The following is a 13143-nucleotide window of genomic DNA, read 5'->3' as shown; positions in this document are numbered from 1 at the left end:
TATTAATTTTTTATCTTTATAAAAATAGGTTTTCCAAAATGATTTATTTTACTTATCCCCATTAATATTTTTTTTTGATAACATTTTTTTACTTCAAATAAGGAAAAATTTGATAAAATTTCTATATTTCCAATATCAATACGTGATTTTTTAGTACTAACTGCTTCATTGATTAAATTTATCAATCTTAATTTTGTTAAATGGTCTTTATATCCTATATTTAAGAAAAGTTTGGAAAAAGATTCTTTTTTAAGTTTTTTTGATTTTACAAAATATTTTTTCTTTTTTACATGAATCATTGAAGAATCAATTTTTGATGAATAAATTTCATTATTAATATCATCTTCATAGTTGTTATAATAAGAAATAAAACGATTAAACTCTATCCAAGAGAAACGTTTGATTAATTCTTCTCTATCAAATGATTCTAATTTTTTTTGTATGTCCGGGAAAAATTTGGTTATTGATGGTTCATCAACAACAACATTTTTTACTTTTTCTATAAAGTGTAGAAGTTGTTTTTGACATATTTCTTTCCCAGAAGGGATCATAATTTTTTCGAATTTTTTTCCAATTTTTTTTTCAAATTCTCGTAAAATTCTAATTTCTCTATAATGAATAATAGAAACAGAAATTCCTGTATTTCCAGCTCTACCCGTACGACCACTTCTGTGCACATAAATTTCACTTTCATCTGGAAGATTATAGTTTATAACATGAGTAATATCATTTATATCTATTCCACGAGCAGCAATATCTGTGGCTACAAGAAATTGTAATTTTTTTTTTCTAAATCTATTCATCACAAACTCACGTTGTGCTTGTGAGAGATCTCCATAAAGAGCATCTGCATTATATCCATCTTGAATTAATGATTCCGCTATTTCTTTAGTTCCTTTTCTGGTTCGGCAAAATATAATTCCATAAATATCTGGATTTATGTCCACAATACGTTTTAAAGCTAAATATTTTTTATTAGGATTACTTATGTAATAAATATGTTTCACATCATCGGATCCAATATTTTTTTTCCCTGTAATAATTTCTATAGGATCCATTAAATAAGAATGTGCTATAACATTCATATATTTAGACATTGTGGCTGAAAATAACAAATTTTGTCTTCTTTTCGGTAATTTTATCATTATAGAATCTAATTCTTCTTTAAATCCCATGTTAAGCATTTCATCTGCTTCATCAATTACTAAATATTTTATATTGGATAAATGCAATTCATTTCTTCTTATTAAATCAAGAATTCTTCCTGGTGTACCAACAATAATGTGAGTTTTTTTATTATGTAAAGATTTTATTTGATTATCTATTTTTACTCCTCCATATAATGGAATAATTTTCATCAATGAAATATATTTTGAATAACAACAAAGATCACGTGTTATTTGTATGCATAGTTCTCTTGTTGGACATAATATTAATGCTTGAGGATAATCCAATTCTAAATTTATCTTTTGGATTATTGGCAATCCAAAAGAAGCAGTTTTTCCAGTTCCTGTTTGAGCTAAAGCTATTATATCTTTTTCTGATTTCAACAAGAATGGAATTACTTTCTTTTGTATAGTAGTTGGAGATAGAAATCCTATATCTTCTAAAGCTTGAATAATTTTAGGGCTTAAAAAGTTATATTCTTTAAATGTTTCCATCAAAAGACATTTATTTTTTATTTGTTACGAAACAAATATAGATATTTAATCGTTAATGATTATCGATCAATTTTTTTTGATATTTTCTTATAAGTTTTTTGGTAACAGTTTCATATCTTACAATAAGAAGCAAAGCTGATATTGTTATTCCTAAACACAATCCTATCCAAACTCCATTTACTCCCATTTTTAAATATATAGAAAGTATCCATTCTATAGGTAATGCTATTATCCAGTAAGAAAAAAAACTGATCCACATAGGAACATTTACATCTTGTATTCCTCTTAACGCACCAATGATTATTCCTTGAATTACATCGGATAATTGAAAGATACTAGCAGTTACGATCATTTTTTCTGTTAGATGAATTACTTCATGGTCGTTATTTTTTATATAGAAATAAGGAATACGATTTCTAAACAATAAAAATATAGAACTACATATTAACATAAAAATTATTCCCATAAATATAACAGACCATCCTATTCTTCTTAATTCAGAATAATTTTTTAATGATAATTGATGTCCTATTCTAATAGTTGCAGCTACAGAAAATCCTGTACTAAGAAGAAAGGTAGAGGATACAAGACTAATAACTATTTGATGTGCGGCTAATTCTTTTACTCCACATTTTCCAGATATAAAAGAAGAGATAGAAAAAGCGCTCATCTCAAATAACATATGTAGTCCAGAAGGAATTCCTATTTTAAGGATTTTTTTTAAATATTTTTTTTTCAATAAGAAATATTTAAAGTGATTGTAGTAATCACGAACTTTTTTGTAGTTATATAATAAAAAATTTATTCCTATCAACATGGTTATACGAGAGATTAAAGTTGCATAGGCTATTCCTGAAATTCCTAATTTAGGAATTCCATAGTAACCATTAATGAATGAATAATTAAGCACAATATTAATGAAAGCCGAAATCCAAGTAATAATTAAACTAGGGAAAACTATAGATAATCCTTCTGAAAATTTCCTAAAGACTTCGAATATCATCCATGGAATAAAAGAAAAAGCCATAATCCTTAAAAAGGATATTGCTTCATTTAAAATTTCTTTAGGTTGTCCTAAATATGGGAATATATAAAAAAAAATATGTATAAAAATATACATGAGGATTGATAATCCTAAATTGATTATCAATCCATTATAAAAAATAATTGCTCCTTTTTTATATTCATGTTTTGCATCTACAGATGCTATTAAAGAAGAAATGGATGTAGATATTCCAAATCCAAAAACGACAATTATAAAAAATACGGCATTGGATATTGAAACTGCAGCTAAGGCTTCCTTCCCTAAAAAAAAACCAATCATTATATTATCAGATAAACCAACGATTATAACACCTAGTTGAGTAAAAAAGACAGGAATGGACAATAGAAGATTTTTTTTTATATCTTGTGAATATGTAGTATATATTTTTTTTATTCGATCAATAAGAAATAAATTTTTTAATGAAGGGTAATTTTACAATTTTGATAGGAATATTTTTGTTTCTTATTGAAATAAAAAGATTATTTTTATCCATTATATTTTCTGTAAAAAAACCTAATCCTATTCCTTTTTTTAATAGAGGAGAAAATACACCAGAAGTTACCGTTCCTACAGTATAATTTTTTTTATCTTTTAATAAATATCCTTTTCTGGGGATTTTTCCTTTCTTTTCTATGACGAAAGATATAAATTTTTTATATATTCCGTCTCTTTTTTGTTTTTGCAATATGTTTCTTGCAATAAATTGTTTGTTAAATTTTATGATCCAATGTAATCCAGCTTCTATAGGTGTAACATTCTCTGAAATGTCTTGACCATATAAACGGTATCCCATTTCTATTCTTAATGAATCTCTACTTGCTATTCCACAAGGTTTTATATTCAAGGACTGTCCTTTTTTTAGGATTTCATTCCATATAGATTCTACATATTTATTATGTATATAGACTTCCATTCCTTCGGATCCAGTATATCCTGTACGAGATATTAATACTCCATCTATTCCTAAAAATTTTCCTATTTCAAAATGATAAAAAGGGATATTGGATAATGAAATATTGGTAAATGGTTGAAGAACATCTAAAGATAGTGGTCCTTGTACGGATAAAATAGAATATTTTAAAGATAAATCTTGAAATTTCAAATCCACATTGTTATTAATAATATGATGATTGATCCATTTTTTGTTTTTATCAATATTGACTGCATTAACTATAAGTAAAAATTCTATTTCTGAAATTTTATAAATGACTAAATCATCTATAATCCCTCCAAAATTATTAATGAAACAAGTATATTGTGCTTGTCCAGATTTTATATTAGATAGATTATTGGTAGTTAAATATTGGAGAAAATTATTGGAAGTTTTTCCTTTTAAAATAAATTTTCCCATATGACTAACATCAAATATTCCAACGTTTTTTCTTACAGTCATATGCTCTACTAATGAAGAGATATATTGAAGAGGCATGGAAAAACCGGAATAAGAAATCATTTTAGCTCCTAATTGTATGTGATTATCGTATAAAGTAGTTTTTTTCAAAATATTATGATCCATTATATTCTGCAAAATTTTTAGTAGTTTCGTACAAGGTAATCTTTAAATCTAAATGAGGATTTATTTTTTGATTTATTCTATTCCAAATAAAAATGACAATATTTTCTGTTGTTGGATTAATTACAGAAAACTCCTTTATATCTAAATTAATATTTTTATGGTCAAAAATTACTTCTATTTCTTCACGGAGAAGATTTTTTAATTTTTGGATACTGAAAACAAATCCAGTTTCTGGATCTACTTCTCCTGTAATACTAACAATATATTCATAATTATGTCCATGATAATTTAAATAAGCGCACTTTCCAAAAGTTTCAATATTTTTATGACGATTCCAATGATTATTGTAAAGTTTATGTGCCGCACTAAAATATCCTTTTCTACTTATAGTTGCTTTCATTATTTATTAATTAAAATCTAATTGTTTTAAATACTTTTTGATAATAATTTTAAACCATATGGTGTAAGATTCTGGAGATATATGGATATCTTCAATTAATTTGTTTAAAGTTATCCATTTCCAATTATCTACTTCTTTATAATTGATGATTGGAGAATATGAATAATATCCTACAAAAACATGATCTAATTCATTTTCTATCAATCCATTATTTAACAATTCACGGTAAGTGAAACAAAATTTTTTCTCTAAAAAACAATCAAAGCCCATTTCTTCTATTAAACAACGATGTGCTGCTGTTAAAATAGATTCGTTTTTTCTAGGATGGCTACAACATGTATTAGTCCAAAGTAGTGAAGAATGATATTTTTGTGAGGATCTTTTTTGTAACATTAACATTTTTTGATTTTTTTTTTTACTATTAAATACAAATACAGAAACTGCACTGTGTAATAATCCTATTGTATGAATTTTTTCTTTTTTTTCGAAACCAATAATTTTATTTTTTTTTCCAATTAAAGGAATAAAAAACTCTTTTTTTCTCATTGATGGTTTATTTTTTTAAAGTTAGAATGTACAAAATATTTAATAACGTAAATTTAATATTATTCATTTTATTATAGAGTTATTTAATGAAGGTCCATAGATTAAATTTTATGGAATTTTTTTTATGATATATGAAAAAAATCAATGAAAAACTATTAAAAGAATTGAATAGTTTAAGAAAAAATACTTTGATGCAAACTCTGAAAATAAAATACATTGGTATAGGGATAAATATAAATACTTTAATAGCGAAAATGTCAATAAATAAAAATGTACTTCAGCCAATGGGTTTTCTTCATGGAGGAGCTACAATAGCTTTGGCAGAAAGTGTTGGAAGTTCATTATCTATTATAAATGTCAATCAAAAAATTTTTAACGTTTTCAATGTGGAAATTTCCGCCAATCACATACGAAATATTAGAAAAGGAACACTATTTGCAAAGGCAAAGCTAATTCATAAAGGAAGAACCATTCATTTTATAAAAATGAATATTTCTAATGAAAATAAAGATGTTATTAGTTTTTGTAAAATGACCAATATAATAATCCCAAAAAAATAGTATGGTTTTTATACGAGTAAGCATTACCAGTTTATACAAGAAAATAATAAAAAAATATTGGAAGAATGAAAGTTTTGTTGTATTTAAAAAACCTTGTGAAAATAGAATATATTTTTATTCAAAAAAAAATGAAACTAGTAAAATAAAAGAAAATTTTTTTTTAATTGGAAGTTTTAACCATGATACTATCATAAGAATATATACGGATAAAATATATTTTGTAGATATAGAAAATATATTTTCTATCAAAACATTGATAAATCATAATGATTTTTTTTCGTATCAAGAAATTTCTTCTTTTTTAATTTATTCTCATACATACAAGAATATGATTAAAAAAGCTATTGAATTTATTAAAAATAAATATTTTAAAAAAGTAGTTTTATCTAGATTGATGAAGATTTCATTCCATAATTTTTATTTAAAAGAAACTTTTCAAAGACTAATTTTGTCTTATCCTAAAGCTTTTGTTACTCTTTGGTATGATTTTGATCATGGTTTATGGTTAGGAGCTTCTCCAGAATTATTAATGAAATCTCATGGAAAAAAATTAAAAACTGTAGCACTAGCTGGTACTATTCCTATTGGAAATAATAATTGGACAAAAAAAGAAATAGAAGAACATGAAATTGTAGTAAGATATATTGTTAATTTTTTAAAAAAACATTATTCAGGGATTCTTTCTATACAAAAAACTAGGATTATGGATTTAGGAACTATACATCATTTAGAAACTCCTATTAATTTTTATTTTTTTAAAAATCCAGATTATTATGATATATTATATCATATGTATCCAACTCCTTCTATATGTGGTTTTCCTATAAGAAGTTCGTTAGATTTTATTCAAAAAAATGAAGAATGCAATAGAAATTTTTATACAGGATACTTTGGTCCTGTAAATGGAATGAATATGGAATTGTATCTCAACCTAAGATGTGCAAGGATAAGAATGGATAAAAAAGAAATAACCCTATATGCAGGAAGTGGAATTACTAGATCTAGTAATGTAGATAAAGAATATTTAGAAACAGAAAATAAAATAAAAAATATTCTTTCTCAATTTTTTTTTAATTGATTGTTTTTTCTATTAAAAGGTCTTATAATTAATCTAACGCTTTTGTTATAGTGAAAATATTGAATAATCCAATTGGTTAAAGCTATTGCTCTATTTCTAAAACCTATTAAACCTACTAAATGAACGAACATCCAAATAAACCATGCTAAAAAACCTTTCAATCTAAAGTAAGGAAAATCACATACTGCTTTATTTCTTCCTATAGTAGCCATAGTTCCTAGATTTTTATATCTAAAAGGTTTTATTGGTTTTTTATCCAGTAAATAGTGGTTAAAATTATTAGCAATAAAATTTCCTTGCTGGATAGCAGGTTGAGCAGTCATAGGATGACCGTTTGGATAAGATTTATTTGTAATCATACAAGCTATGTCTCCGATAGCAAAAATATTATTATATCTTAAAGTTTTAAGAGAGTTATCCACTAAAATTCTTTGACTGTTCAACATGTCCTCATTTAGAAAACCTTTGATCATAGCTCCTTTAACACCTGCAGCCCATATAACATTATAAGATTCTATTTTTTTATTTTTATCTATAAAAACTATTTGTCCATCGTAATCTTTAACCAAACAATCCAACCAGACATTTACACCTAATTCTTCTAAATTTTTGAATGCTTGTTGAGCAGACTTTTCAGACATTCCATCCAATAATCTTGTAGATGCCTGTAATAAATGAATATTCATCTGTTTGATATCTAAATCTGGATAATCATGTGGTAAAACATATTTTTTCATTTCAGCTAAAGCTCCAGCCAATTCTACTCCAGTTGGTCCTCCTCCTACAATAACAAAAGTCATAAGTTTTTCCCTTATCTTCGAATCTTTGGTAAGTAAAGCAGATTCAAAATCTTGTAAGATATGACTTCTTAAATTCAAAGCTTCCGGAATAGATTTCATGGGAAGGGAAAAATGTTCTATATTTCTATTTCCAAAATAATTAGTTACAGAACCTGTTGCAAGAATTAAATAATCATAAAAAAGTTCTCCTACGTTTGTATATACTTTCTGTTTTTTTGTGTTGATATAATGGACATAAGCTAGTCTAAAAAAGAAGTTTTTTTTTTTCTTGATAATTTTTCTGATAGAATTTGCAATAGAATCCGGTTCTAATCCTGCTGTAGCTACTTGATACAATAAAGGTTGAAAAGTATGATAATTATTTTTATCAATAAGGACTACTTGAAATTTATCTCTTTTTAATTTTTTTGCTACTTGCAAACCTGCAAATCCAGCACCAATTATAACAACTCTTTTTAGATTATTTACTGTTGGAATATTCATGGTCAATGATTTTAATTTTCATTTTAATTAATAAATTAATAATTTTGTTGATTATACAGATTTTATTATGAATTATTATTTAATTGTAGGGATTATATTTTTTGTAAGTATTATTGTAAGTCAAATATTAAAAAATAAATTTAGTAACTATTCTCAATTTGGTTTACACAGCAATATGAGTGGAAAAGAAGTAGCGGAAAAAATGTTGAAGGATAATGGAATTTATGATGTTACTGTTGTATCAGTGGAAGGAGAATTAACAGATCATTATAACCCTTTAAATAGGACAGTTAATTTAAGTGAAAAAGTATACTATGAAAATTCTACTGTTTCTGCGGCAATTGCAGCTCATGAATGTGGTCATGTTTTGCAACATAAATTGGGTTATAGTATGTTAAAATTTCGTAATCGATTGATTCCTATTTTAAATTTTAGTTCTAAATTTACAAATTTTGCTATTATGTCTGGTCTCACAATATTTTATAGTTCAGGAGGAAAAAATGATTTTTTTCTTAAAATAGGCATAAGTTTATTTTCTTTAGTTGTTCTTTTTTCTTTAATTACTCTTCCAATAGAATTTGATGCTAGTAGAAGAGCTATGATTTGGTTGAAGAATAAAAATATAGTGGATTATCAGGAATATAATCAAGCAAAAGATTCTTTAAGATGGGCGGCTATGACATATGTAGTTTCAGCATTAGGAAGCTTAGCTCAATTAATGTATTTTATTTCTTTTTTTGGTAAAAGAGATGAATAATTTTTTTTTTTTTTATAATTTCTTGGATTTGGACGGAGGTTTCCATATGTTTTATTAATTATTTTTCCTCTTCTAGTTTTTTTATCTCCTTTTCCCATTTATAATAATTTTATGATGAATTTCTTTTGCTTTTTCTTTCAAAAAAGAAATATCTTGAATATTTTCTACAATTATATTGGAGTATTTGATTCTTTCTTTATTGGATATTTGGATCTTTAAACGATTCATAATTTGTTCTTCACTTAATTTATCCCTCTTTATTATTCGTTCAATCATTTTTGTTGTAGGAGAAGTAATGGTAATGATATAATCACAATCTTTATAAGTTCCACTTTCAAATAGAAGTGCTGATTCTTTTATTAAATATAATGTTTTTTGAGAAGACCTCCATTTTTTAAAATCTAATAATACCCATGGATGAACAATGGAACATAATAATTTTAAATAAAGAGGATCTGTAAATACTTTTTTAGACAAAAATTTTGTATTAATGGTTTTATTTTCATAAGATTTTTTTCCAAAGAATTTTATAATATTTTTTTTTAATATTTTCGTTTGATTCATTATAATTTTTCCTCTTTGATCTGAATAATAAACAGGAATTCCATTTTTTTGGAAAAAAGATGTAAACAAACTTTTTCCAGAACCCATTTTACCGGTTAATCCGATTAATAATGATTTCATTCTTTTTTAGGTATTGTTTCTATTTCTTTTTTCTTATTACTTCCATAACGTAATTGAGTCAATTCTTTGGATATGGTATTCTTCTCAAGTTTTATTTTTCCTACAATAGTTTCTAATATGCAAAAATAATCTGTTATTTCTATTATTTTTCCATGAATTCCAGAATTTGTTACTATGTGATTTCCTTTTTTTATGTTTTCTTGAAATTTCTTCTCGATTTTTTGTTTTCGTATTTGAGGACGTATCATAAAAAAGTAAAAGACAATAAATATTAATGCAAACATCCAAATAGTACTCATTATAGTATTTTGTTGTAATATTGGAATCATAAAGTTTTTTAATATTTTCATGAATATAATAAATACCGACAAAAAAATCATATTAATCCTTTTCCAATTTTAAATATTTTATTTTTTCGGTTTAATAATTTGAACACTTTATCTAAAATACCATTAATAAACATTTTACTTTTTTCCATGCAAAAAATCTTTGCAATTTCTATATATTCATTCATGGTAGCTCTAGGAGGTATATTTGGAAAATATAAGAATTCACAAATTGCCATTTGCAATATAATTAAATCTATGGTAGCTATTCTTTTTATATCCCAGTTTTTTGATGTATCATTAATTAATTCATTGAACTCTTCTTGATGAGAAATTGTATTTCTATATAAATCAATAAGAAATTTTTTATTCTCATCGTTTTGGTAAACATTATTGTATAACTTAAAGTTTTTTGATAATTTTATAGATTTTAAGGTTTGACATACCATTCTATGTGATAGGTACAAATTTTCTGATCCACTTATTGGATATTTATCCTCAATGTATTCCATTAATTTTTTATTGGAAATAAAAAAATTTTTGTAGTATTTTATGATAAAATTTTTGTCTTCTTCAAAAGAAGAATTAAATTTTTGAATAAATATTTCATAATATTTTGATTTTTTGATTTCTTTTATAAGTTGGAAAAGAATATATTCATCTTGTTTTTTCCAAAGTATTTTTTCATAATTTTCCTGAAGTAAATAATTGGATAATATTTTCACTACAGAATTATATGCAATTTTTTGTAATGTATCTATTTTATTTTCATAAATATTGGAAATTTTTGGTTTTTTATTTATTACTTCTTCTCTAATTTTTAATATTAAATAAAGAAGAAAAATATATAAATCGTAAGATTCTTCTATGCTTTTCAGCATGTATTTTTCTACTTTTTCATAATTCATTTTAGATAAATAGTGAGCATATAAAAATTGCAAACTTCTTATTCTGAAGTATCGTCGGATTGACATGCTTATGTTTTCATTAATTGTAGTATACAATTATAAAAATAAAAGGCTAAACTTAAAAAGTTTGTATTTTTGTGTTTGGTATGTGGAGTTTATTTGCTTTTAGCAAAAAATATTTTCGTAAATACAAATTACGTCTGTGCATAGGTTTTTTATTGATTTTAGTATCAAATATTTTAACAATACTGCCTATTCCTTATATAGGAAAATCTATTAATACCATAAAATATATTTTTACGAACTTTTCGAAAAAAAATACTTATCAATCAGAGATTGTAATTTCCACGTGTATTATTTTAATAATACCAATTATAGGTGGATTTGTTAAATACCATATGAGAAGATGTATTATCACTACGTCAAGAATGATTGAATTTGATATAAGAAATGAGATTTTTCTTCATTATCAAAAATTAAGTTTATCCTTTTATAAGAAAAATTCAACAGGAGATTTAATGCATCGTCTTACAGAAGATGTGTCTTTAATACGACAGTATATAGGACCGGGAATTATGTATTTCGTTAATTTTTTAGTTTTATTTTTTATGGTATTCATACAAATGTTTCGTTTAAACAAAACATTAACTTTTTATGTGGTTTTTCCTATTCCAATTCTTTTTATTTTCATTTATTATATAAGTTTTTATATTACCAAAAAAAGTGAAGAAATACAAAATTCTCAATCTCTTATTTGTTCTTTTATGCAAGAAACATTTTCTGGAATAAATATTATTAAATCTTTTGTTTCTGAAGTTTTTTTTCAAGAAAAACATAAGAAAATTATATTAAAATATCAAAAAAAAAATATAGAATTAGCAAAATTTGATACTATTTTATCTACTATTATTATTTTTTTTATTGGATCCAGTCATCTATCCATTCTTTTTTTTGGAAGTAAGAAGTATTTTGAAGGAGAAATAAAAGAAATAGGAATTCTTGCAGAATTTTTTACGTATATCAACGTGTTAATTTTTCCTTTTATTATTTTAGGATGGGTAGTTTCTATTATAGAAAAAGCTAAAGTCTCGCAAGTTCGTATAAGAAAATTTTTAACAGAAATTCCTGAAATTTTTAATAAAAATTTGATAAAAACAAAAATTTTTGGAAAAGTTCAATTCATAAATGTAAGTTTTATTTATAATAAAATAGATAATGTATCTAATACTATAAGTAAAGTATCTTTTACAATCCAAAATGGAGGAACCTTAATTTTAACTGGAGAAACAGGATCTGGAAAAACAACTATTGGAAGATTAATATCTCGTTTGTATGATCCTGATCAAGGAGAAATACTGATTGATAATCTTTCTTTGAAAAATCATAATCTTTATAATTTTAGAAGTAACATAGGGTATGTCCCCCAAGATTCTTTTCTTTTTTCAGATTCCATTTACAATAATATAGCTTTAGGAAGTCTTAAAAAAGTTTCTCCATGCAGAGTCTATGAAGCAGCTAGAAAAGCAATGATAGAAGAAGAAATTCTTAATTTTAAAGATGGATATGAAACGATTATAGGAGAAAGAGGGATAACATTGTCGGGAGGTCAAAAACAAAGAATCTGTATAGCAAGAGCTATCATCAGAAATCCAAAAATTCTTATATTGGATGATAGTTTTTCTGCTATAGATCAAAAGACTAGAAAATTAATAATTCGTTGTATAAAAGAAAATCTAAAAAGTAGTACTATTATTATTATTACTCACGACATATCTTATATATCTGATTTTGATTGTATTATTTTTTTAAAAAATGGAAGAATATTTAAAATAGGAAATAAAAATTCCTTGTCTTTAGGTTGTCTTTAGGAAAAAAATTTTGAATAATACTTGGAAAAGTAGGATGGACCATTTTTTTTATTTAGATTTGCTTAATTTATGATTTATAATATTGTTTGAAATGGAAGAAAAAGAACATAAAAGAAATGAAATTTGTTCACGTACCCTAAAAACTGGAAGTCGTACGTATTTTTTTGATGCAAGAGAAACAAGGGCTGGTGATTATTATTTAACCATTACTGAAAGCAAAAAAAATTTTTCTGAAACTGGAGAAATTACTTATAAAAAACATAAAATATATTTATATAAGGAAGATTTTTCTAAATTTCAGAATATACTTGATGATATGATTCGATTTATTATAAATGAAAAAGGAAGAGAAGTTATTTCAGAACGTCATCAAAGAGATTTTAAGAATAATACATTTAATCAAGAAATTAAGGATAATAATAAAAAAACTTCAGAAACGAAAGATTATACAAATATTAATTTTGAAGATATATAAAAAAGTTATGTTGTCTCTTTCAATTCCATTCATGAT

The 13143-nt window shown here is 24.6% G+C and carries 15 protein-coding genes; 5 read left to right on the top strand and 10 right to left on the bottom strand.

The window, feature by feature from the left end:
- Positions 1-2: 2 nt before the first annotated feature.
- The 5 genes from MADAR_RS02105 to MADAR_RS02085 all read right to left on the bottom strand — a co-directional run bounded on the left by MADAR_RS02105 (position 3) and on the right by MADAR_RS02085 (position 5168).
- A complete protein-coding gene (locus tag MADAR_RS02105; RefSeq protein ID WP_014158886.1) occupies positions 3-1661 on the bottom strand; it encodes a DEAD/DEAH box helicase in 1659 nt (552 codons plus the stop codon).
- A gap of 52 nt (positions 1662-1713) precedes the next feature.
- Positions 1714-2985 (bottom strand): MATE family efflux transporter, encoded by a 1272-nt coding sequence (locus MADAR_RS02100; protein WP_049779097.1) that lies wholly within the window; start codon positions 2983-2985, stop codon positions 1714-1716.
- A 118-nt stretch (positions 2986-3103) separates the two neighbouring features.
- Complete coding sequence (gene gcvT, locus MADAR_RS02095; RefSeq protein WP_014158884.1) at positions 3104-4222, bottom strand: glycine cleavage system aminomethyltransferase GcvT; 1119 nt, start codon at positions 4220-4222, stop codon at positions 3104-3106.
- Positions 4212-4622: a 6-carboxytetrahydropterin synthase gene (locus MADAR_RS02090; protein ID WP_014158883.1), complete on the bottom strand. Its 411-nt coding sequence runs from the start codon at positions 4620-4622 to the stop codon at positions 4212-4214. The genes gcvT and MADAR_RS02090 overlap by 11 nt, the downstream gene beginning before the upstream one ends.
- Before the next feature lie 6 nt (positions 4623-4628).
- A complete protein-coding gene (locus MADAR_RS02085; RefSeq protein WP_014158882.1) occupies positions 4629-5168 on the bottom strand; it encodes an isopentenyl-diphosphate delta-isomerase in 540 nt (179 codons plus the stop codon).
- A 131-nt stretch (positions 5169-5299) separates the two neighbouring features.
- Here MADAR_RS02085 and MADAR_RS02080 point away from each other — a divergent pair, with 131 nt between their 5' ends.
- Positions 5300-5728, top strand: coding sequence for a PaaI family thioesterase (locus tag MADAR_RS02080; RefSeq protein WP_014158881.1), 429 nt, complete (start codon positions 5300-5302; stop codon positions 5726-5728).
- A 1-nt stretch (position 5729) separates the two neighbouring features.
- Complete coding sequence (locus MADAR_RS02075; RefSeq protein WP_014158880.1) at positions 5730-6806, top strand: chorismate-binding protein; 1077 nt, start codon at positions 5730-5732, stop codon at positions 6804-6806.
- Here the strand turns inward: MADAR_RS02075 and MADAR_RS02070 are convergent.
- Positions 6788-8089, bottom strand: coding sequence for an NAD(P)/FAD-dependent oxidoreductase (locus MADAR_RS02070; RefSeq protein WP_014158879.1), 1302 nt, complete (start codon positions 8087-8089; stop codon positions 6788-6790). The genes MADAR_RS02075 and MADAR_RS02070 overlap by 19 nt on opposite strands.
- Before the next feature lie 67 nt (positions 8090-8156).
- On the opposite strand from MADAR_RS02070, the gene MADAR_RS02065 reads away from it, so the two are divergent.
- Positions 8157-8846: a zinc metallopeptidase gene (locus MADAR_RS02065; protein ID WP_014158878.1), complete on the top strand. Its 690-nt coding sequence runs from the start codon at positions 8157-8159 to the stop codon at positions 8844-8846.
- Here MADAR_RS02065 and MADAR_RS03005 read toward each other — a convergent pair.
- Genes MADAR_RS03005 through nusB form a run of 4 tightly spaced genes read right to left on the bottom strand, consistent with a single transcriptional unit; the run spans position 8801 to position 10830 of the window.
- Positions 8801-8944 carry a 30S ribosomal protein THX gene (locus MADAR_RS03005; RefSeq protein ID WP_014158877.1) on the bottom strand — a complete coding sequence of 48 codons (144 nt, stop codon included), beginning with the start codon at positions 8942-8944 and terminating at the stop codon, positions 8801-8803. The two genes, MADAR_RS02065 and MADAR_RS03005, sit on opposite strands and share 46 nt — an antisense overlap.
- Positions 8928-9530 carry a dephospho-CoA kinase gene (gene coaE, locus MADAR_RS02060; protein ID WP_014158876.1) on the bottom strand — a complete coding sequence of 201 codons (603 nt, stop codon included), beginning with the start codon at positions 9528-9530 and terminating at the stop codon, positions 8928-8930. Before coaE ends, MADAR_RS03005 begins: the two co-directional genes overlap by 17 nt.
- Positions 9527-9859 (bottom strand): preprotein translocase subunit YajC, encoded by a 333-nt coding sequence (gene yajC / locus MADAR_RS02055; RefSeq protein WP_014158875.1) that lies wholly within the window; start codon positions 9857-9859, stop codon positions 9527-9529. The genes coaE and yajC overlap by 4 nt, the downstream gene beginning before the upstream one ends.
- 47 nt (positions 9860-9906) lie before the next feature.
- A complete protein-coding gene (nusB, locus tag MADAR_RS02050) occupies positions 9907-10830 on the bottom strand; it encodes a transcription antitermination factor NusB (RefSeq protein WP_014158874.1) in 924 nt (307 codons plus the stop codon).
- A gap of 80 nt (positions 10831-10910) precedes the next feature.
- On the opposite strand from nusB, the gene MADAR_RS02045 reads away from it, so the two are divergent.
- Positions 10911-12632, top strand: a complete 1722-nt coding sequence (locus MADAR_RS02045; RefSeq protein ID WP_014158873.1) for an ABC transporter ATP-binding protein — start codon at positions 10911-10913, stop codon at positions 12630-12632.
- Positions 12633-12723: 91 nt separating this feature from the next.
- On the top strand, positions 12724-13107 hold the full coding sequence (locus MADAR_RS02040; RefSeq protein WP_014158872.1) for a DUF3276 family protein: 384 nt from the start codon (positions 12724-12726) through the stop codon (positions 13105-13107).
- Positions 13108-13143 lie beyond the last annotated feature (36 nt).

Source organism: Blattabacterium sp. (Mastotermes darwiniensis) str. MADAR, from assembly GCF_000233435.1.
In the GTDB taxonomy this organism is placed as follows: domain Bacteria; phylum Bacteroidota; class Bacteroidia; order Flavobacteriales; family Blattabacteriaceae; genus Blattabacterium.
Note: the sequence above shows the minus strand (reverse complement) of the source record. Positions and strands in the feature narration are given on the sequence as shown.

Coding starts and splice junctions, on each gene's coding strand:
- MADAR_RS02105 (WP_014158886.1), bottom strand. CDS start 1,661: ATGGAAACATTTAAAGAATATAACTTTTTAAGCCCTAAAATTATTCAA.
- MADAR_RS02100 (WP_049779097.1), bottom strand. CDS start 2,985: ATGATTGGTTTTTTTTTAGGGAAGGAAGCCTTAGCTGCAGTTTCAATA.
- gcvT (WP_014158884.1), bottom strand. CDS start 4,222: ATGGATCATAATATTTTGAAAAAAACTACTTTATACGATAATCACATA.
- MADAR_RS02090 (WP_014158883.1), bottom strand. CDS start 4,622: ATGAAAGCAACTATAAGTAGAAAAGGATATTTTAGTGCGGCACATAAA.
- MADAR_RS02085 (WP_014158882.1), bottom strand. CDS start 5,168: ATGAGAAAAAAAGAGTTTTTTATTCCTTTAATTGGAAAAAAAAATAAA.
- MADAR_RS02080 (WP_014158881.1), top strand. CDS start 5,300: ATGAAAAAAATCAATGAAAAACTATTAAAAGAATTGAATAGTTTAAGA.
- MADAR_RS02075 (WP_014158880.1), top strand. CDS start 5,730: ATGGTTTTTATACGAGTAAGCATTACCAGTTTATACAAGAAAATAATA.
- MADAR_RS02070 (WP_014158879.1), bottom strand. CDS start 8,089: ATGAATATTCCAACAGTAAATAATCTAAAAAGAGTTGTTATAATTGGT.
- MADAR_RS02065 (WP_014158878.1), top strand. CDS start 8,157: ATGAATTATTATTTAATTGTAGGGATTATATTTTTTGTAAGTATTATT.
- MADAR_RS03005 (WP_014158877.1), bottom strand. CDS start 8,944: ATGGGAAAAGGAGATAAAAAAACTAGAAGAGGAAAAATAATTAATAAA.
- coaE (WP_014158876.1), bottom strand. CDS start 9,530: ATGAAATCATTATTAATCGGATTAACCGGTAAAATGGGTTCTGGAAAA.
- yajC (WP_014158875.1), bottom strand. CDS start 9,859: ATGATTCCAATATTACAACAAAATACTATAATGAGTACTATTTGGATG.
- nusB (WP_014158874.1), bottom strand. CDS start 10,830: ATGTCAATCCGACGATACTTCAGAATAAGAAGTTTGCAATTTTTATAT.
- MADAR_RS02045 (WP_014158873.1), top strand. CDS start 10,911: ATGTGGAGTTTATTTGCTTTTAGCAAAAAATATTTTCGTAAATACAAA.
- MADAR_RS02040 (WP_014158872.1), top strand. CDS start 12,724: ATGGAAGAAAAAGAACATAAAAGAAATGAAATTTGTTCACGTACCCTA.